General features: G+C 39.9%; 15 protein-coding genes, 1 pseudogene and 2 other annotated features. Of the genes and pseudogenes, 2 read left to right on the top strand and 14 right to left on the bottom strand.

Translation table 11 applies throughout. The annotated features are described in order from the left end of the window. Nucleotides 1–69 precede the first annotated feature (69 nt). Nucleotides 70–1,707, bottom strand: coding sequence for an AMP-binding protein (locus tag ACO1D1_RS12235; protein WP_423336102.1), 1,638 nt, complete (start codon nt 1,705–1,707; stop codon nt 70–72). A gap of 239 nt (nt 1,708–1,946) precedes the next feature. On the opposite strand from ACO1D1_RS12235, the gene sda reads away from it, so the two are divergent. Continuing rightward, entirely contained in the window at nt 1,947–2,075 is a 129-nt protein-coding gene (sda, locus tag ACO1D1_RS12230) for a sporulation histidine kinase inhibitor Sda (RefSeq protein ID WP_411675496.1), read from the top strand. A gap of 62 nt (nt 2,076–2,137) precedes the next feature. Here the strand turns inward: sda and odhB are convergent, their stop codons facing one another. The 10 genes and pseudogenes from odhB to trpE form a co-directional block, all read right to left on the bottom strand. Continuing rightward, nucleotides 2,138–3,388, bottom strand: coding sequence for a 2-oxoglutarate dehydrogenase complex dihydrolipoyllysine-residue succinyltransferase (odhB, locus tag ACO1D1_RS12225; protein ID WP_423336080.1), 1,251 nt, complete (start codon nt 3,386–3,388; stop codon nt 2,138–2,140). Further along, nucleotides 3,388–6,228, bottom strand: a complete 2,841-nt coding sequence (locus ACO1D1_RS12220) for a 2-oxoglutarate dehydrogenase E1 component (RefSeq protein WP_423336079.1) — start codon at nt 6,226–6,228, stop codon at nt 3,388–3,390. Before ACO1D1_RS12220 ends, odhB begins: the two co-directional genes overlap by 1 nt. Before the next feature lie 156 nt (nt 6,229–6,384). Then, complete coding sequence (gene mnmH, locus ACO1D1_RS12215; RefSeq protein ID WP_149870629.1) at nt 6,385–7,455, bottom strand: tRNA 2-selenouridine(34) synthase MnmH; 1,071 nt, start codon at nt 7,453–7,455, stop codon at nt 6,385–6,387. A gap of 316 nt (nt 7,456–7,771) precedes the next feature. Beyond that, nucleotides 7,772–8,559 (bottom strand): annotated as a pseudogene (gene trpA / locus ACO1D1_RS12210) (tryptophan synthase subunit alpha). A gap of 1 nt (nt 8,560) precedes the next feature. Next, a complete protein-coding gene (gene trpB / locus ACO1D1_RS12205) occupies nt 8,561–9,760 on the bottom strand; it encodes a tryptophan synthase subunit beta (protein ID WP_149870631.1) in 1,200 nt (399 codons plus the stop codon). Further along, on the bottom strand, nt 9,735–10,376 hold the full coding sequence (locus ACO1D1_RS12200) for a phosphoribosylanthranilate isomerase (RefSeq protein WP_149870632.1): 642 nt from the start codon (nt 10,374–10,376) through the stop codon (nt 9,735–9,737). The genes trpB and ACO1D1_RS12200 overlap by 26 nt, the downstream gene beginning before the upstream one ends. Then, nucleotides 10,373–11,164, bottom strand: coding sequence for an indole-3-glycerol phosphate synthase TrpC (trpC, locus tag ACO1D1_RS12195; protein ID WP_149870633.1), 792 nt, complete (start codon nt 11,162–11,164; stop codon nt 10,373–10,375). The genes ACO1D1_RS12200 and trpC overlap by 4 nt, the downstream gene beginning before the upstream one ends. Then, nucleotides 11,165–12,190, bottom strand: coding sequence for an anthranilate phosphoribosyltransferase (gene trpD, locus ACO1D1_RS12190; protein ID WP_149870634.1), 1,026 nt, complete (start codon nt 12,188–12,190; stop codon nt 11,165–11,167). Further along, nucleotides 12,162–12,773, bottom strand: coding sequence for an anthranilate synthase component II (locus ACO1D1_RS12185; RefSeq protein ID WP_149870635.1), 612 nt, complete (start codon nt 12,771–12,773; stop codon nt 12,162–12,164). Before ACO1D1_RS12185 ends, trpD begins: the two co-directional genes overlap by 29 nt. Beyond that, nucleotides 12,770–14,158 (bottom strand): anthranilate synthase component I, encoded by a 1,389-nt coding sequence (trpE, locus tag ACO1D1_RS12180; protein WP_423336078.1) that lies wholly within the window; start codon nt 14,156–14,158, stop codon nt 12,770–12,772. The genes ACO1D1_RS12185 and trpE overlap by 4 nt, the downstream gene beginning before the upstream one ends. A gap of 62 nt (nt 14,159–14,220) precedes the next feature. Beyond that, nucleotides 14,221–14,474 (bottom strand) — a binding site (T-box leader). A gap of 38 nt (nt 14,475–14,512) precedes the next feature. After that, nucleotides 14,513–14,765: a binding site (T-box leader), on the bottom strand. 243 nt (nt 14,766–15,008) lie between these two features. Here trpE and ACO1D1_RS12175 point away from each other — a divergent pair. Beyond that, entirely contained in the window at nt 15,009–16,286 is a 1,278-nt protein-coding gene (locus ACO1D1_RS12175) for an MFS transporter (protein WP_149870637.1), read from the top strand. 43 nt (nt 16,287–16,329) lie between these two features. Here ACO1D1_RS12175 and ACO1D1_RS12170 read toward each other — a convergent pair whose 3' ends face one another. The 3 genes from ACO1D1_RS12170 to ACO1D1_RS12160 are packed head-to-tail and all read right to left on the bottom strand — an operon-like array spanning nt 16,330 to nt 19,944. Continuing rightward, the gene (locus ACO1D1_RS12170; protein WP_149870638.1) at nt 16,330–18,201 is read right to left on the bottom strand and encodes a PTS fructose transporter subunit IIABC; all 1,872 of its coding nucleotides are present in this window, start codon (nt 18,199–18,201) and stop codon (nt 16,330–16,332) included. Nucleotides 18,202–18,214: 13 nt separating this feature from the next. Beyond that, the gene (gene pfkB, locus ACO1D1_RS12165) at nt 18,215–19,129 is read right to left on the bottom strand and encodes a 1-phosphofructokinase (RefSeq protein WP_423336077.1); all 915 of its coding nucleotides are present in this window, start codon (nt 19,127–19,129) and stop codon (nt 18,215–18,217) included. Further along, nucleotides 19,126–19,944 (bottom strand): DeoR/GlpR family DNA-binding transcription regulator, encoded by an 819-nt coding sequence (locus ACO1D1_RS12160; RefSeq protein ID WP_190284662.1) that lies wholly within the window; start codon nt 19,942–19,944, stop codon nt 19,126–19,128. Before ACO1D1_RS12160 ends, pfkB begins: the two co-directional genes overlap by 4 nt. Between the last annotated feature and the right edge of the window lie 9 nt (nt 19,945–19,953).

The following is a 19,953-nucleotide window of genomic DNA, read 5'->3' as shown; positions in this document are numbered from 1 at the left end:
CCATGTACTAGTATAATCAATTTTACAGGCAATGTGCAACAAGATAGAGTTTTCTTTCCTAACGGCAAGTTAATTTTTTACAATCTCTATTGCTGTTTCTCTTAGACGGAATTTTTGAATCTTTCCTGAAGCTGTCATCGGATAGGCATTCGTAAATTCAATATAACGGGGGATCTTATGTTTGGAAATCTTCCCATTGCAAAACTCCCTTATCTCTTCGGCATTAGCCGTTTCTCCCTCTTTTAAGATAATCCAAGCCATAACTTCCTCACCATATACTTGATCCGGAATCCCAATTACCTGTATATCAAGTACTTTCGGATGGGAGTAGAGAAACTCTTCAATTTCCCGTGGATAAATATTTTCCCCACCTCGAATAATCATATCTTTTAAGCGGCCGGTGATTTTACAATAACCATTTTCATCCATTATGGCTAAATCACCTGTATGGAGCCACCCCTCTTTATCAATGGCCTCATGTGTAGCCGTCGTGTTCTTATAATATCCTTTCATGACATGATATCCTCGTGTACAAAGCTCTCCCTGCACACCCCGGCCAACTTCTCTATTTGTGCCGGGCTCGACAATTTTCACTTCCACGTTAGGTAAGGCCTTTCCTACTGTTTCAACCCGCAGCTCGATTGGGTCATCTGTTCTTGTTTGCGTAATCACTGGGGATGATTCTGTTTGACCATAAGCAATAGTAATTTCCGCAGCTCCCATTTTTTCAATGACTGCCTTCATTACTTCAATCGGACAATTTGACCCTGCCATTATTCCTGTTCGTAAGGTTGAAAGGTCGTACGTTTCAAAATCGGGATCATTTAATTCGGCAATAAACATTGTTGGGACACCATGAAGCCCTGTACACTTTTCGTCTTGCACGGTTTGTAAGACTCTTTTCGGATTGAATTCCTGAACCGGCACCATTGTAGCGCCTACGGACACACAAGCCATCGTTCCCAGAACACAGCCAAAGCAATGAAAAAAGGGCACAGGAATACAAAGTCGATCTTCAGCTGTCAACTTCATACAATTAGCGATATTAAAGCCATTATTCACAATATTGTAATGGGTAAGCATGACCCCTTTAGGGAACCCCGTTGTCCCAGAAGTATACTGCATATTAATGACCTCATCCGGATGAAGGGAATTCATCCTCTCATTTAAGTTCTCATCTGATACTGTTTCGCCAAGCATGACAATATCGTCCCAGGTAAAAGTGCCAGGATATCTTTTATTACCAAGGACAATGACATTTTTTAGAAAAGGCAGCCGGGTGCTAGTTAGCCTCCCTGGTTCCGATGTCATTAATTCTGGGACAATTTCATAAACCATCTCTATATAGGAGGAATCCTTCCAATGATCTATTAAAAGGATTGTTGTAGCATCAGATTGTTTTAAAAGATATTCAAGTTCTGAAGTACGATAGTTTGTGTTAACCGTTACGAGAACTGCGCCCATTTTAGCTGTAGCAAATTGAGTAACAAGCCATTCAGGAGTGTTAGTCGACCATGCGGCAAGATGCTCGCCTTTATCAATTCCAAGCTTCATAAAACCCTTTGCTGCTTTTCGGCAAATATCATCAAATTCGCGATAGGTCCATCTTAAGTTCCGATCTGAATAAATCACTGCTTCATTGTTAGGTTGTATTTCCGCTTTTTTCTCCAATAGCTTTCCAATTGTCACATTTAATAATGATGTCATCATTCATCCCCCCTAAGATACAAGTATAACAACGCTTCCAAGTAGAGCGCTTTCAAAATCATGTTATCACATTTATAAGAATATTCAATAAAATTAAAAAGCAACTTTTTAGAACCTAATTGTGAACCTTTTTTAAATTTTGCTAAATAGGGGTTCTCAAAATCTATGAAAACCATTACAATAATAAAAACTGAATATTTAATCCATTTTCCAAGGAGGGCATTCTCAAATTGAAAATTATGAGTAACGAGCAGTTGGTTGTTTCGTATCGGGATGCATTAAAAACTGGAAAGGAAAAGGAATGGATTAAGATTTTAAAAGATGAAATCCAACGTCGTGGACTAAGGCCATTTAAGAAACGTACCTAGAACATGCCACATGTAAAAAAACCGCTGAAAATATTTTCAGCGGTTTTATATTTTTTCGAGGGTTAACCTTCCAATAGTAAATTTTCCGGGTCTTCAAGTAATTCTTTAATTTTACTAAGAAAGCTTACCGCCTCCTTTCCGTCCACAATCCGATGATCATAGGAAAGGGCAACATACATCATTGGCCGGTTCTCCATTCTATCTTTGTCGATGGCGACCGGTCTAAGTTGGATTTTGTGCATTCCTAGAATACCAACCTGCGGACCATTTAGGATTGGGGTTGAAAGCAAGGATCCGAAGACACCACCATTTGTGATGGTGAAGGTTCCTCCATGTAAATCCTTTAAGGCCAATTTATTTGTTTTTGCTTTGTCCGCTAACTCCATAATGTCCTGCTCAATTTCTGCGAAGGATTTTCGGTCTGCGTCCCTGACAACGGGTACCACTAGTCCATCTTCGACGGCAACGGCTATTCCGATATCATAGAATTTTTTTATTAGCAGTTGATCACCCTGGATTTCGGCATTTAAATAAGGAAACTTTTTCAATGCCGCCACTGATGCTTTTGTAAAAAAGGACATAAACCCAAGACGAACATCGTGCTCTTCGAAGAATTTGTCCTTCCGCCGTTTTCTAAGATCCATCACAGCGGTTAAATCAATTTCATTAAAGGTTGTCAGCATTGCAGCTGTTTGCTGGACTTCAACAAGTCGTTTAGCAATCGTTTGCCTCCGCCTTGACATCCGTTCATAGATAATTGGCTTTGACTCTTCGCGCTTAGTAGGTTCAAATTCCTTTTTAGGCGCTGACTTCAAATTATTATTACTTTCTTGCTGATAGGAAGTTACATCCTGCTTACGAATTCTTCCGAGCGGGTCAATTGTAGGGATTTCATTTAGGTTTACCCCTTTCTCCCGTGCAAGTCTTCTGGCCGCCGGTGATGCAATAGGTCTTTGATTACTGCTATCTGCACTTTGATTGGTTCCTTTTTCTTGCTGAGCTACTTTTCGTTCTAGTTTTGTTGTATCTGTTATTGGTTCTGCTTGTTCACTTTCGGGTGCAGGTACCGGTCCTTCGCCACTTTCATCGATAATGGCAATCGTTTCACCAACCGTTACAATATCTCCTTCCGAAGCTTTCTGTTCGGCGGTTATCCCGGAAAAATCCGATATAATTTCAATATTCACCTTGTCCGTTTCTAATTCGACCAGGTATTCGCCCTTCTCCACATGATCTCCGATATTTTTAAGCCATTTCGCAATTGTCCCCTCTGAAATGGACTCCGCTAATTCTGGTACCTTAATCTCAGCCATTACAGTTTGCCTCCTTTTTCTTCCCTTGTCAGTGCGGAATTAATAATTTTTGATTGACCTAGTTTATGAACATTTGGTTCGCCTTCTGCTGGGCTGGAACGGCGGCGCCGGCCAACATATTCAACCCGGATTCCATTTGGAGCTATTCCATTGATTCGAGGCTCAACAAAATTCCATGCACCCATATTTTTCGGCTCTTCCTGCACCCAGAAGATTTCCTTTAGATTTTTATATCGTATAAACATATCTTTTAGAATGCTTGAAGGAAACGGATAAATTTCCTCTAACCTTAACACTTGAAGCCATTCAAATTGATTGTCATCTTTTATTTCATTAGCAAGATCAATGGCCATTTTCCCTGAACAAAGGACGATTCGGGTAACTTTTTCATGATCCCTTTCCGATATGAATTGTTCTAATACAGGTTTAAATTCGCCTTCACACAGGTCAGTCCCTGACGAAGATACAAGAGGATTTCTTAACAAGCTTTTCGGTGCCATGATGATTAACGGCCTTACTTCCTCTTTCATCAACATCGCAGCCTGACGCCTTAAAATGTGAAAATATTGCGCCGCACTTGATAGGTTGGCAATTGTCCAGTTTTTTTCTGCAGCTGATTGTAAGAATCTTTCCAGTCTTCCACTTGAATGCTCCGGTCCTTGGCCCTCATAACCATGGGGAAGTAATAAAACCAGCCCTGATTTTTGTCCCCATTTCGCCGTGCCAGCTGCGATAAACTGATCAAAAATAACTTGCGCCGCATTTGCAAAGTCTCCGTATTGGGCCTCCCAAATGACCAATGTTTCAGGTGAAAACACTGTATATCCGTATTCAAAACCAACTACCGCCGCTTCTGTTAATGGGCTGTTATATACGGCAAATGAAGCCTTTGCGTCTGAGATTCTGTGAAGTGGTGAAAATGTTGCTCCTGTTTTGTAATCATGGAGCACCAAATTCCGTTGCGCAAAAGTGCCGCGTTCTGAGTCCTGTCCCGATAATCGAATCGGCGTCCCATCTGCTAAAATAGTAGCAAATGCAAGCGTTTCCGCTAATGCCCAATCCACTCTTCCTTTGTCACTCAGCGCTTCAGCTCGTCTATTTAAGATTTTCTCCAATTTAGGAAACACATTAAAATCTTTTGGCCATGCTAGTAACTCTTTATTTATTTTTTGAAGAACTGCTAAGGGAACCTTCGTAATAATCGATGCCTCTTCCTTTTTAAAAACAGGTGGTTCCGGTACCTTTATTTCTGATTCCTTTGGGATCATCGAAACTTTCTGAAAGGCAGCTTCTAATTTTTCCTGGACTTCCTTTTCCATCTTGGTTAACTCACTATCACTGACAATCCCCTCGTTTTTAAGGGTTTTCGCATAAATTTCCTTAACCGTTGAATGATTCTGAATGATGGAGTACATTTGCGGGCTCGTTGTCATCGGCTCATCCATCTCATTGTGGCCAAACCTCCGATAACCCACCAGATCAATAAGAAAATCCTTTTGAAAAACTGCACGATATTCTGCTGCTAAATTAGCTGCTTGCAAACATGCATCTGGGTCATCTGCGTTTACGTGGATAATGGGAATTTCAAAACCTTTTGCTAAGTCACTTGCATAACGAGTTGATCTCGAATCTTCAGATTCAGTTGTAAACCCAATCGTATTATTTGCAATAATATGAATGGTGCCGCCGGTACGGTAACCTTTCAAGCGGCTTAAATTTAAGGTTTCTGCCACAATCCCTTCACCTGGAAATGCTGCGTCACCATGAATTAATATAGCGAGTGCTGTCTTATTATTTTCAATGGGATAACCTACTTTTGCACGATCATCTTGCCCGGCCCTTGTAAAACCTTCAACAACAGCTCCCACATATTCCAAATGGCTCGGATTATTTGCAAGCGACACCTTTGCTTTAACCGAATTTTCACTTGAGAGCTGCCTATTTAATCCTAGATGATATTTAACATCGCCGGTCCAGCCAAAATTAATTCCAATCGAACCCTCTGAAGGAACAAGTTCTTTATTAGGTGCATGCTGAAATTCAGCAAAAATCATTTCGTATGGTTTTCCAAGTACATGTGCGAGAACATTTAACCTTCCCCTATGGGCCATCCCTATATTTAGATAGCAAGCACCATTGTGAATAGCATCTGAAATAATTTCATCAATAATTGGCACCATTACGTCAAGCCCTTCAATGGAAAATCGTTTTTGCCCGACAAACGTTTTGTGGAGGAATTTTTCAAATTCTTCAACTTCATAAAGGCGTTTTAACGCTTTCACTCGCTGATTTTTTACATAAGACATATTTCTGGCAGATTCAATTTTTTCAATCAGCCAATTTCTCTCTTCCACCGCATGAACGTGGTCAAACTCGTAGGCAATCGTTTTAGTATAAGCTTCTTTTATAAATAGATAGGCTTCATAGGCATTTTCCAATACTAAAGATTTATTAGAACTAAGAATTTCCGCCGGTAAAGATAATAAATCCTCCTCAGTAAGTCCATAATTGCCTAATTCAAAATGTGTTTGATCCGGTTTATGTGTTCCCAGTGGATAAATATTAGCTGCGAGATGCCCATAGGTTCGGATATTTTCAGCAAGTTTTACTGCTGCAATTATTTTTCTCTGCTCACTTGGATTAGACTCCAATCCGGTTGGAACGTTTGGTAAGAATACTGGAAAATCAGCCTCATTTATTTTCCCGAAAAGTTCTCTCCATTCTTCTTCCACTGACAGCGGATCTTGTTTATACCTTTCAAATTGGTCAATTAAATAGCCAAAATTTGGACCAGATAAATTATTTAGAAAGGCTATTTTTTCTATATTTTCTTTGTCCATTCATCGAACCTCCTTAAACCGTTGTATCTGGTGACCATCTTTATTACTATTATCATTTCATAAATAAACGAACCGGAAATTGATGTAAATCAAAAAAAAAAGATGTCAATAGAGTGTATACCCTTCTGACATCTTTTTTCACTTAAATTTGAATGGCTATTTTTGAGCTGATAATTGTGGCAGAAAAGATAGCTCGTCAAGTTGGGCGGCAATCTTTGTTGCAGCGTCAAGAGGATTTTCAGCAACAATGTCAAAAAATTCTCCTTCATACTCCTGCCTTGCATGGTCATAACGCGGGTCATAATAGTGTTCAAGTAAAATCAGAATCATTTCTCGATAATCTTTTTCATGAAGTGATTCCATGAGCCTATTTCTTATTGCTGCATCTTTCACTCGTTTTAACACCTTTTCAATTCCTAAAGCGATCTTTTCAAAATACCAAGGCTCCTGTTCATAGGGAAGCACATATTCAGAAACAAGCTGTTTAACCCTTTGTTCAGGCGATGAATGAATATAAATATTGATTCCTTTAAATTTAACATCCATTAATTCTTCCGGTTGGACTGCTTTCCCAATTCGTTTGCTTTCTGCCTCAACAAGAAAATAATCGCTTCCTGCAATTTCTTGCAGTCCCTTAAATAAAAGGGAATCAAAGATTTTTTGATTATGGCCCTCACCAAGACCAATTGTTCCAAATATTGATCCTCGATGCCCTGCCATTTCCTCCAAGTCAAGGACTGGATACCCCTCTTTAGCCAATATCTTTAATACCTCTGTTTTACCAACACCTGTCATTCCATGAATAACAACGGCTTGATTCGGTATAATCGATGGAATTTGTTCAAGAATATGATGCCGATATGCTTTATATCCGCCGACTAAACGCCATGCATAGATACCGGCAAATTCCAAAAAGGTAACTACGGCTTTACTCCGCATTCCTCCACGCCAACAATGGATGACTAACTCACCACCCGTTTGATAGGAATGAATGGCTTTTAGAAGGTCGGGAATTTTTGGCGAAACAAATTCCATTGCTTTCCACTTTGCTGCTGCCTGGCCTTCATGTTTATAAATAGTTCCAACTTCTTGTCGTTCATCATTTGAAAATAGAGGGACATTGATGGCCCCGGGAATCGCCCCGTCCTTAAACTCAATTGGTGAGCGGATGTCAATGATTACAGGTTCCTTTAATTTTAGCAGGTCTTCCACAGTTATTTCCTTCATATACATTACGCCCCTAGGAAAAAAATAAATTCCGTACACATTAACTATCAAAAAAAACAAAACTTCCACGAATGGAAGTTTTATACGAAGTTTTCAGCCGATGGGAAAGTATAACTTTCCCATCAGACATAAGTGCAACTACGCCTCTGTCTACGCCCTTAGGAGCTTGCCAGTCGGCGAGTTTTTTTTAAAAATGGCAAACAATTTTTAAGTACTTTAAAAATTTTTCACATTAAGAGTATATACATATTATAAAGAAGATAATCGTTGCTATCAAGAATTTGAGCACGCTTGTAAGCAATTAACACTTTTTCCACTATTGCATTAGTGATACTTGTTTGAAATCAGACATTAATTCTTTAATTTCACTATAACGGCCCTTTTCCAATAGATCCACAATTCTACTGCCAACAATGACACCATCACAATTTTTCGTTAATTCTGCTATTTGCTCTCTAGTCGATATGCCAAACCCCGCCATTACGGGAATCGGGCTAACCTCTTTAACCATTTTCAAAAATTGATATACTGCTTCGTCGTATTCATTTCTCTCTCCTGTGATCCCCTTAACGGTTACTGTATATAAAAATCCTTCTTCCTTTACCTGCTATTGTTCGTATTCGCTCAAGAGGTGTTGTAAGTGTGACAAGGCGAATCAGTTCCACTTGTGCTTCCTCAAGCAGACTTGAAATGATCTCCTCTTCCCTCAATTGGGAGGTCGGGAATGATACAACCATCAATTCCGGCAGCTCGAATATCTTGAACAAATTCAACTATTCCATAGGCATATATTGGATTTATATAAGTCATGAGAATGATTGGAATAGAAATGATCTCTCTGGCTTTTTCCAGTTCTCCAATTATCCCACTTAATGTCGTACCATTCTTAAGTGCTCTTAAACCTGCACGTTGAATGGTTGGCCCATCTGCGACGGGATCAGAAAATGGAACACCCACCTCAATTGCTGTTGCACCAAAACTTTCAAGTAACACTAACCGGTCTGCCAAACTCTCAATTCCTCCATCCCCCGCCATGATGTAAGGAATGAAGGCTTTCCTGCTATCTTCTATAATTCCTCTAAATGCTTTCTCAAAACGATTCATTTTACTTCCTCCCTTCAAGATATGCTCTAACCGCATCGACATCTTTATCACCACGACCGGATAGACAAACAACAATGTTTTCTGTTACTTTCATTTCTGCAGCAAGTTTAATAGCATAGGCAACCGCATGAGCGCTCTCAAGCGCCGGAATGATTCCTTCAAGCCTTGATAATAGTTGGAAAGCTTCCAATGCTTCATCATCCGTAATAGAATGATAGATAGCTCTTCCACTGTCTTTTAAATAGCTGTGTTCCGGACCGACGCCGGGATAATCCAAGCCGGCAGAAATAGAGTGGGCTTCTTGAATTTGACCATCGTCTGTTTGCAATAAATACATTAACGCTCCATGTAAAACACCTGGTTTTCCTTTTGTAAACGAGGCTGCATGAAATTCAGTTTCAACCCCCGTACCAGCCGCCTCAATTCCAAACAACCTAACATCCTTATCCTCAATAAATGGATAAAACATCCCCATTGCATTGCTTCCACCACCGATACAAGCAACAACAGCTTCTGGAAGACACCCTTCCCTTTGAAAAAATTGTTCCTTTGTTTCTTTGCCGATAACACTTTGGAAGTCCCGTACCATTGCAGGAAAAGGATGAGGACCTACAACAGATCCTATTAGATAGTGAGTATCTTCCACATTGGTCACCCAATATCTTAGGGCTTCATTTACGGCATCTTTTAGTGTCGCACTCCCAGAGCTAACACCTACCACCTTAGCACCTAGTAATTCCATTCGAAAGACATTAAGGGCTTGCCGTTTGATATCTTCCTCGCCCATAAAAACAGTGCACTCTAGGTTTAACAGGGCGCACACAGTAGCCGTTGCTACACCATGCTGGCCTGCGCCAGTCTCGGCCACAATTCTCCTTTTTCCCATCCTAACTGCAAGCAGTGCCTGACCAATGGCATTATTGATTTTATGGGCGCCCGTATGATTCAAGTCCTCTCTCTTGAGAAAAATGTTGGCACCGCCGGCATGGTTCGTCAGATTTTCTGCAAAATATAATGGGGTCCTCCTGCCAACATACTCTTTTAACAATCTTGAAATCTCAGTATGAAAGCCAGGGTCCTTTTTTGCTGCTTCGTATGCTTCGTTTAACTCATTGACCGCCTTCATTAAAGTTTCCGGTACAAACCTTCCTCCAAAAATGCCAAAACGGCCTTTCTCATTCGGTAATGTATACGTGCTCATTCTCTTTTCCTCCTAAGCATTTTACTTTTTCAATAAATTCTCGTATTTTTACTAGATCTTTTATCCCATCGGTTTCTACTCCGGAACTTACATCAACCATATTAGGTTTAATGACTTGTATTGCCTGTTCTACATTGTTTGCATGCAAGCCGCCGGCAAGAATCACTTTTCTTCCTTTTAAAAGTGAAGGTTCAACCTCATTCCAATCAAATACGGTGCCATTACCACCACGGTATTTTCCTTTTGGACTATCGAGTAAAATATATTCCGCTGGATAATGAGAACACTCGGCTAAATTTTCATTATTATAAAAGCTCTTTGCCTTTATAACGGGCAGAGAAATCGATTCACTAAAGGAAGCGGATTCGTCTCCATGTAATTGAATATGGGTTAATCCGGCAACCTTTGCGATCCTTTCGACTTCCTCCCTTGATTCATTTACGAACACCCCAACCTTAAATACATCTTGTGGCAATGCTGAAATAATTTCTTTTGCTTGTTCTACGGTAACTTTGCGTTTACTCTCAGCAAATACAAACCCAATGGCATCAGCACCATATTGGACGGCCGCAAGTGCTGTATTCACATCCGTTATACCACAAATTTTCACTTTCATTTTCCCGCCTCCTTTTGAAGCGGCAGACGCAAGTCTCTGAATGCTTTTTTTACATCGTTGCTTGTCATGAATGCTTCACCAACTAAAATGCCATTCGCCCCGGCATTTCTTACTCGTTCTGCATCCTTTTTCTGATGGATCCCGCTCTCACTAATTAGATATGCGCCAGATTTTATTACTTCAGCAGCCAATGCTTCGGTAACGTCTAGTGAAACTTGAAAGGTTTTTAAATCCCGATTATTCACCCCAATTAACCTTGCACTCGTCTTCAGTGCCTTATTTAATTCTTCCTGATTATGAACTTCTAGCAAAACCTCCAAGCCTTTGCTTTCGGCATATTGAAATAACTCGCTTAACCGGGGTTCTTCAAGTGCTGCTGCAATCAAGAGAATCACATCGGCGCCGCTTGCCGATGCTGCATCAATTTGCAATGGATCGATAATAAAGTCCTTGCAAAGGATAGGCAGATCAACAGTCTTCCGGATTTTTTGTAAATCGGCAAATGATCCTTTAAAGAAGCTTTGATCTGTTAACACAGAAATGGCTGATGCGCCGGATTCTTCATATATTGCAGCTTGCACGGCCGGTTCCAGACAATCATTGATGATTCCTTTTGATGGCGAAGCCCTTTTAAACTCGGTAATTATTGCAAGATCGTCCGCTTCTTGAAGCTTCTTAATAAAAGATCTTTTTCGATATTCCGTTGATTGCAACCGTTGCTTATTTTCCTTTAGAAGGATAACCTCTTTTTTCTTCTGTTCAATTATACGATCAAGGACGGTTTCCATTTAGATCGCCTCTTTTCTGGATGCTTTTGATTTTTCTATAAGGGATGTTAATTTTTCGTACGCCGCTCCTGTTTGAATCATTTCTCTTGCAAGTTCAATCCCGTCTTTAATCGTGTCTGTTTTCCCGGCTGTAAATATACCGATTCCTGCATTGAGTACAACAGTATCCAGATGCGCTCCATGTTCCCCTTTTAATACTTTGACTAAAATTTCAGCATTTTCTTTTGAATCTCCGCCTTTTATACAGCTATTATCATACCGGGAAAGGTTCATTTCTTCTGGAAAAAAGGAATGATTGGTTATCCTGCCATTTTCCAAAAGGGTAAAATGGTTCTCTCCTTGAAGGGAAGCTTCATCCAAATATCCGGCGCCATTTATCACAACAGCTCGTTTCCGGCCAAGTTTATGCAGCACTTCTGTAAATACATTCAGCAGGTCCCTACGATAGACGCCCAGTAACTGATAGTCCAACTCTAAAGGATTAGTTAATGGGCCGATGAAATTAAAAATAGTAGGAATTTTTAATTGTTTGCGAACCATCGTAATTTTTTTCAATTTTGGATGAACATGCGGTGCGAATAGAAACGCAATCCCAATATCCTCAAGGATCTCTTCTGTTTTTTCTGCAGAAATATTTAAATTGATTCCCAAATGTTCTAATACATCAGCACTGCCTGTTTTACTGGAGATACTTCTGTTTCCATGCTTGGCAACAGGGACCCCTGCTGCCGCAATTACAAACGCAGATGTGGTGCTGACATTAAAGCTTGATGAACCATCACCACCGGTTCCGCAATTATCAAGAACATTGGGAAACTTTCGCTTAAAGGTCAATGTATGATTTTTTAATGATTTTACTATCCCAGTAATTTCTTCTACCGTCTCACCTTTTGATTTTAACCCCATCATAAATGCGGCAATTTCGGATTCAGATACTTCTTCGCCTAAAATAAAATCAAATACTTCTTTCATTTGGTTCTCAGAAAAGGATTGTTTTTCAGCTAACTGGAGTAAATAATTCTTCATTTGTCTTCTTCCTTTCTATTTCAAGTAAAAAGTTTTTTAGAATTTGTTTCCCTGATGGGGTTCCAATTGATTCCGGATGAAATTGCACACCATAAATCGGGTATTGTTTATGTTTAATTGCCATCACTTCATGGTCATCATTTGAATAAGCAGAGATCTCTAACTGATGATTAACAGTGTTTTTTTCAATTGACAAGGAATGGTAACGCATCACTTCAAGTGGAGATGCTATATTGGAGAATAATCCCTTTTTTTGATGTGTAATCAATGATGTCTTTCCATGCTTGATCTCACGGGCTCTTCTTATTTCACTGCCGAATGCAGCCCCAATGGCTTGGTGCCCAAGACAAATGCCTAAAATCGGAATCGACTTATAAAGGGTTTGAATCAATTCAATACAAATTCCGGCATCCTCTGGCCGTCCCGGTCCAGGTGAGAGGATAATGCCTTTCGGGTTTAAATTTTGAATTTCTTCAATCGTCAGTTGATTGTTTCGATAGACAATTATTTCTTCTCCTAATTCACCTAAATATTGATACAGATTAAAGGTAAATGAGTCGAAGTTATCGATAAGTAAAATCATCGCCCACCCTCCAAAAAGGATTTTAATTTATTCGATGTTTCTTCAAACTCAGATTCCGGGTTGGAATCGTGAACAATCCCAGCTCCTGCTTGAATACTTGCTATTCCATCCTTAATAATCATCGTTCGAATCGCAAGGGCGAAATCCATATTGCCGCTAGCCGACAAGTAACCAACCGCCCCCGAATATAGTCCGCGTTTTGACTTTTCAAGGGAATTGATGATTTCCATTGCCCTCACCTTTGGTGCCCCTGAAACCGTCCCGGCTGGCAGACAGGAAGCAAGGGCATCTGCAGCCGTATATTTTGAATGCAGCTTTCCGCTAACTTCTGATACCAGATGCATGACATGACGGAATTTTTCTACTGCCATATATTTCTCGACTTGCACAGAACCAAATTCGCAGACCTTACCAAGATCATTTCGTCCAAGATCTACGAGCATTCGATGTTCCGCTAGTTCCTTTTCATCATTTACTAACTCTTTTTCAAGCAATTGATCCTCCTCTATTGTGGCTCCCCGCCGTTTCGTACCGGCAATTGGATTTGAAATAACTGTTGTTCCCCTTGATTTTATTAAGCTTTCCGGCGAAGAACCGATAACGGTATAACCGTCGAATTCCAGATAAAACATGTATGGAGTTGGATTATGACTTCGATGGTTTCGATAAAGCGATAATGGTGATCCTTCAAATTTGGATTTCATTCGCCTTGAGAGAACCACTTGAAATATATCTCCATGGAGGATATGCTCCTTGGCAACTTCTACATTTTCTATAAAAGTATCTTTTGTGATTTCTGATTCAAACCCAGAAAAATGGAAAGGCTCTTCTTCAAGGTAAAAATCAGGTTGCTTAAGTTCCTCGATTCTCTGGATTACCCGCTTTTCAATCGCTTCCGACGTGCTTGTTTTTGAAAGCGGCAAACCGCAAATCATTACCTTTTCTTTTAGATGGTCAAACACAATGACCTCTTCATAGAACATTAGATGCACATCAGGCATATCTAACCCGTTCGAAAAGTCTTCGCCAATGACTTCATATTGTCTAACAATGTCATATCCAACATAGCCGACTGCACCGCCTATAAAGGGAAAAATCTCATCTTCAATGTTGTCTGCGGGCAAAAGATTTTTCAATACCTCCAGAGGGTTTCCTTGCAAAACCTCCCTTTTACCCTCACGATCAATAATTTCATTGCAATTTCCTCTTGAAATAAGCTCAAAAGCAGGATCTGTACCGATAAAAGAATAACGGCCTGAGTCATTGTATTTATGCGAGCTTTCTAATAAAAATTTTTTGTTGCCGCTAATTTTTTGCAAAATTGAAATGGGTGTTAATGTATCACCTTTTATCTCCTGTGAGAAATAACCATGTAATGTCTTCATGTCACAGCTCCCTTCGAAAAATAAAAAAATCGTCCTCTATATGCGCAAAAATTCTTACGCATATAGAGGACGATTTTGTATATCGTGGTACCACCTCCGTTTGAAGCAGAAAATATCTACTTCCTCTTTCAGGTACAGAAATATAATCACTTCGATACCCTATCCTTTTAACGGTGGAATTCCGTGCACCCCTACTTACAGTTCAAGATGCCTCTCGCAAGTCCATTCCACAAATCCATTCTTATCGGGCTCTCAGCTCCCCCGACTCTCTGGAAAGAATCAAATTTTGTGTACTCCTCTTGCTCAACGAGTTGCAATATTTTATTTAAAAAAAACAAAAAGAGCCCTCCATCCAAAAAGGACGGAAGACCCGTGGTGCCACCTTCATTAGCTAAATTTCAGCTCACTTTACCGATATCGCAGCTAATCGCCTTAAATATCTGTCTCTTATAACGATGAGATGTTCGCCAAAGCCTACTGGTCCATTTAGGAAGGTTCGGTTTGGAGGCTCAGAAGTCCATTCACTAATACGTCTACACTGATTCACACCTACCATCAGCTCTCTTTAGAATCCGTAAAAGATACTACTCTTCGTCAATGCCTGATACAATTTATTTATTGATTATTATCCTATCCAACTTTACTGTTTATGTCAAGCGATTATTTTTCAAAAATTCAAAATTGATTATCCACTCAGGATATTTTAGTTTTTTACACACTTCCATATAAAGGATACCTTATCCTTTGTTATTTTCAAGCGAACAAGCGAATATTAACAGTAGCGAAATTGGAAAGCAAATAGTCACGAACTCTTTGCTTGACAACATAGTGAAGGCGGGATAAAAGATTCATGGAACATATTGAAAATTTAAGCCAAAAATCAAAGACTGCAAAAAAGAAAAAATCTGCAGCAGGCGAAAAGGGAGCCAATGGGTTATTAAATCAAAAATGGGCAATTATTTCATTGTCTTCCATTCCCTTAGTCATGACCTTAGGAAATTCGATGTTAATTCCAGTGTTACCTTCCATGGAAAAAAAATTATCCATTTCTTCCTTTCAAACAAGCATGATTATTACTGTGTACTCCATTGTAGCGATTTTTTTAATCCCAGTGGCTGGTTATTTATCCGATCATATCGGCAGAAAAAAGGTCATTATCCCGAGCCTTATAATTGCCGGAATCGGCGGCCTTGTTTCGGGATGGGCTGCATGGAAGCTTGATGATGCCTATTGGCTCATTTTAACAGGCCGTGCACTTCAAGGGGTCGGTGCGGCCGGTGCGGCACCTATTGTCATGCCCCTGGTTGGCGACATGTTTAAAAATGATGATGACGTAAGCAGCTGCTTAGGTCTAATTGAAACATCCAATACCTTCGGAAAGGTCTTGAGTCCAATATTAGGTGCCTTATTGGCCGGGTTCATCTGGTTTTTACCTTTTTTTGCCTTTCCATTATTTTGTGCTATTTCCGTTATCATGATGGCACTACTCGTAAAGTGCCCCAAATCTGATGAAAAAATAATACCATTTAAGGAGTTTTTCAGGAATATAAAAAAAACCTTTACGGAAAAAGGTCGTTGGCTATATGCCATTTTTTTTATAGGCGGGATTCTTATGCTAATCCTTTTTGGAATCTTGTTTTACCTCTCAGAAATATTTGAAAAAGAATACGGCATTAAGGACCTCAAAAAGGGATTCTTTTTAGCCTTACCATTAGGTGCACTTTGTTTATCGTCCTTTATAAGCGGTAAGGTCATTAAGAAAAATAAAGTGCTGATGAAATGGTTAACTTTCGGGGGAATTGTTGCAGCAGCTCTTTCCATTGCAGCCTTATGGTTTTCCATAAAACTCTGGTATATGATTACCATGTTTCTCATCAGCGGCATAGGGATCGGTTTAGGCCTCCCATGTTTAGATGCCTTAATTACCGAAGGAATTGATAAAAAAGAACGGGGCACGGTTACATCGATTTATAATTCCATGAGATTCATCGGAGTCGCAGCAGGTCCTCCGATAATTGCTGTGTTAATGGGCCATTCCAACCATTGGATTTTTATCCTGCTAAGCAGCCTCAGTATCCTTGCGGCTTTTGTCGCTTTATTGTCAATCAAACCAAAAGTAGAGGGATAAAAAAGAGCTGAAGGAAATAAAACTCCCTCAGCTTTTTTCAGTTTTATGCAGTTTTTATAGGTTTTTTTAGGAAACCAATTAATAAGGCTGATACAATCGAGCCAATGACAATCGCTAAAGCATACATTAATGCTCCGCCTTCAACTAATGGAACAACAAAGATTCCGCCATGCGGGGCACGGAGGCCAATGCCAAATGCCATTGACAGCGCTCCTGCAATTGCTGACCCAGCCATTACCGATGGAATAACACGAAGCGGGTCTGCCGCTGCAAACGGAATTGCCCCTTCTGTAATGAAGGACAAGCCCATCACATAACAAGCTTTTCCCGCGTCCTTGTCTTGCTCATTAAACTTGTTTTTGAACATTGTAGTCGCAAGCGCAATTGCAAGCGGCGGCACCATGCCAGCTGCCATAATTGCTGCCATCGGTCCATATACACCGCTGGCTAACAACCCTGTTCCAAATACATATGCTGCTTTATTAACGGGACCACCCATATCAAACGACATCATAAGTCCAAGTACAACCCCTAATAGAACCGCATTGCCCGTTCCAAGTCCAGTCAGCCAATTAGCAATTTCCTTATTAATCCAGGCAACAGGATTGTTAACAACGTAATGCATTAAGAATCCCGTAATGGCAATCCCTAATAGCGGATAAATTAAAATACTTTTAATTCCTTCAAGCGAGCGAGGAAGGCCAGCAAAAGCTTTCTTTAACAATAGAACAATATAACCTGCAAGGAAACCCGCAATCAATCCGCCTAGAAAGCCTGCTCCTCCATGTGCGGCCATCAACCCGCCTACCATACCTGGTGCGAATCCCGGACGGTCAGCAATGCTGAGGGCGATAAATCCGGCAAGAACAGGGACGATAAGGGCAAATGCGTTATCTCCGCCGATGGCATTAATAACAGCAGCAATTGGATTATAAGATGGGTCCTCCGGATTTGCCGAGTTATAACCGAACATAAAACTAATGGCAATTAATATCCCGCCGCCGACGACAAACGGCAGCATATTTGATACACCATTCATTAAATGTTTATAAAATCCTTTTCGAGATTCTTTTTGATTTGATTCTTTGACGCCATTACTTCCATTTCCCTTATAAACCGGTGCATCCTGTTTTAATGCCTTGTCAATTAATTGATCAGGGCGTCGGATTCCCTCAGCAACAGCCGCTTGAATCACATGCTTACCTTTGAATCGTTCCATTTCAACATTGATATCGGCAGCAACGATAACTGCAGTAGCATTTTCAATTTCAGCTTTTGTCAGAACATTTTTTGCACCGCCAGAGCCATTGGTTTCAACCTTTATTTCTACACCCATTTCTTTTGCTTTGGCCTTTAATGAATCGGCCGCCATATAAGTATGAGCAATACCTGTAGGGCAGCCCGTAACAGCAACAACAGTATGTTTCTTACTTTCTGTTACTAGTGCTTCCTTTTCTTCTTCCTTATCATACCGATTGATGGTTTTCATCACTTCATCAGGAGTGGTTGCCATTAAAAGCTCATATCGTACTTCCACTTTCATCAATAATCCTGATAGACGGGCTAAAGCTTCTAAATGGGTATTATTTGCACCATCCGGAGCAGCAATCATAAAGAATAAATGTGCTGGTTTACCGTCTAATGAGTCATAATCAACACCGTTTGCGGATTTTCCAAAGACAATTGCAGCCTCCTTGACTGCCTTCGTTTTAGCATGTGGAATCGCAATCCCGTCACCAATCCCTGTTGTACTTTGTTCTTCCCTTTTTAATATCGCTGCTTTGAAATTGTCACGATCTGAAATTTTATCAGCCTTAAACAAGACGTCAACAAGCTGGTCAATCGCACTTGCTTTTTCAGTGCCTTTTATATCAAGTAAAATGGTATGTTCGGATAACAATTCAGTGATTTTCATTGTTGTGTCTCCCCTATATTAATTCCTTAATGGTAACCTGAGCCAAAAGAGCTTCTACATTTTCCTTTGTACATAGACCTAATGAAAAAGCAGTTGCACTGCCCGAAGCCACGCTGTAACGAAATGCTTCTTCGATATTTTTTTTTCTCTCAATAGCTGCCAAAAATCCCGCGACCATCGAGTCTCCCGCACCAACAGAGTTTTTCACCTTCCCCTTTGGAACAGCTGCAATTAGCACCTTGTTTTCGTTTATAAATACGGCTCCTTTGTCCGCGAGCGAAACAATTATATTTTGGGCACCTAATGTTATTAGCTTTTTACCATATGGAATCACATCCTCAACACTTGTTAGTGCTGTGTCAAATAAATGCCCAAGTTCATGATGATTTGGTTTAATTAAAAATGGCTTGTACGGGAGAACTTTCTTAAGCAGCTCCCCCTCTGCATCAACAACAAAATGAACGCCATTCTTTTGACAGATTAAAACAAGTTCCTCATAGGTTGTTACTGGCAGTGATGAAGGTATGCTGCCGGCAAGTACGAGTAAGTCATTTGAATTTAACTGTTTTATTTTTTCTTTTAATTGCGTAAAATCTATATCCGAAATATTAGGACCATTTGCATTTATTTCGGATTCCTGACCAGATTTAAGCTTTATATTAATCCGTGAATCTTCTTTAACTTCAACAAAATCTGTTTCAATCCGTTCTTTTTGAAGAAATTCCTCAATATAGGCTCCTGTAAAACCTCCGATAAATCCAAGTGCTTGACTAGGTGTTCCAAATTGGCTTAAAACTCGTGAAACATTAATACCTTTACCGCCTGGAAACTTCGCTTCACTTACTGTCCGATTTAACGTACCTAATTGAAAACTATCCAATTTAACAATATAGTCAACGGAAGGATTTAACGTTAATGTGTAAATCATGCTGTCACAACCTTTATTGTAGTTCTGTTTTCATAAAGCTTTTCTGCCTCATGCTCTAATTCATTTGTAATAATGGATGCTTCATGGATATCAGCAATTTTCGCAAAAGAAATTTCAGCAAATTTCGTATGATCCGCTAATACATATGCCTCCCGCGCAAGCGAAACGGCCTTTTGTTTAACTAAAGCCTCCTCCTGGTCAGGAGTAGTGAACCCAAACTGTGGATGAATCCCATTGACCCCGATAAAGCATTTATCAAATCGATATAGGTCAAGACTCGCTAATGCCCCGCGTCCAATGAGGGCATTTGTTCTTTGCTTTATCATGCCTCCAATGATATATGTCGAGATTCCTTTAGTCAGTAACGACGACACATGCATAAGGCCGTTTGTAACGACCACTATATCCTTATTTGGAAGGAATTCAATCATTTCAATCACTGTTGATCCTGCATCAAGATATATACAATCGCCCTCTTCCACTAAACTGGCGGCATATTGAGCAACAAGTCGTTTTTCTTGAAGGTTTTTGGATGCTTTCTCCATCATACTTGGTTCTTGCAATTTCCCTTGCAGTCTTTGAGCACCGCCATGAATCCTTTTTAAAAACTTTTGTTCTTCTAATTGTGATAAATCGCGTCTGATTGTTGATTCTGAGCTGTTTGTCAGTTCCATAATTTCTTGTATTTTTACAATATTTTTATCTTTTAATAATTGGAGAATCATTCGATGACGTTCTAGTGTTAACAAGTCATCACCACCTGAAATTTTATTCTTGATTAAATTATACTGAAACCGATTGCAAAAATCAATCATTTTCTTTCA

The organism is Neobacillus sp. 19 (genome assembly GCF_049463095.1).
GTDB lineage: Bacteria > Bacillota > Bacilli > Bacillales > Cytobacillaceae > Neobacillus.
This window is presented reverse-complemented; position numbering and strand designations above follow the sequence as displayed.

Excerpts from the sequence above, each read along its gene's own strand:
- ACO1D1_RS12235 (WP_423336102.1), bottom strand. The coding sequence starts at position 1,707 with ATGACATCATTATTAAATGTGACAATTGGAAAGCTATTGGAGAAAAAA.
- sda (WP_411675496.1), top strand. The coding sequence starts at position 1,947 with ATGAGTAACGAGCAGTTGGTTGTTTCGTATCGGGATGCATTAAAAACT.
- odhB (WP_423336080.1), bottom strand. The coding sequence starts at position 3,388 with ATGGCTGAGATTAAGGTACCAGAATTAGCGGAGTCCATTTCAGAGGGG.
- ACO1D1_RS12220 (WP_423336079.1), bottom strand. The coding sequence starts at position 6,228 with ATGGACAAAGAAAATATAGAAAAAATAGCCTTTCTAAATAATTTATCT.
- mnmH (WP_149870629.1), bottom strand. The coding sequence starts at position 7,455 with ATGAAGGAAATAACTGTGGAAGACCTGCTAAAATTAAAGGAACCTGTA.
- trpB (WP_149870631.1), bottom strand. The coding sequence starts at position 9,760 with ATGAGCACGTATACATTACCGAATGAGAAAGGCCGTTTTGGCATTTTT.
- ACO1D1_RS12200 (WP_149870632.1), bottom strand. The coding sequence starts at position 10,376 with ATGAAAGTGAAAATTTGTGGTATAACGGATGTGAATACAGCACTTGCG.
- trpC (WP_149870633.1), bottom strand. The coding sequence starts at position 11,164 with ATGGAAACCGTCCTTGATCGTATAATTGAACAGAAGAAAAAAGAGGTT.
- trpD (WP_149870634.1), bottom strand. The coding sequence starts at position 12,190 with ATGAAGAATTATTTACTCCAGTTAGCTGAAAAACAATCCTTTTCTGAG.
- ACO1D1_RS12185 (WP_149870635.1), bottom strand. The coding sequence starts at position 12,773 with ATGATTTTACTTATCGATAACTTCGACTCATTTACCTTTAATCTGTAT.
- trpE (WP_423336078.1), bottom strand. The coding sequence starts at position 14,158 with ATGAAGACATTACATGGTTATTTCTCACAGGAGATAAAAGGTGATACA.
- ACO1D1_RS12175 (WP_149870637.1), top strand. The coding sequence starts at position 15,009 with ATGGAACATATTGAAAATTTAAGCCAAAAATCAAAGACTGCAAAAAAG.
- ACO1D1_RS12170 (WP_149870638.1), bottom strand. The coding sequence starts at position 18,201 with ATGAAAATCACTGAATTGTTATCCGAACATACCATTTTACTTGATATA.
- pfkB (WP_423336077.1), bottom strand. The coding sequence starts at position 19,129 with ATGATTTACACATTAACGTTAAATCCTTCCGTTGACTATATTGTTAAA.
- ACO1D1_RS12160 (WP_190284662.1), bottom strand. The coding sequence starts at position 19,944 with ATGATTGATTTTTGCAATCGGTTTCAGTATAATTTAATCAAGAATAAA.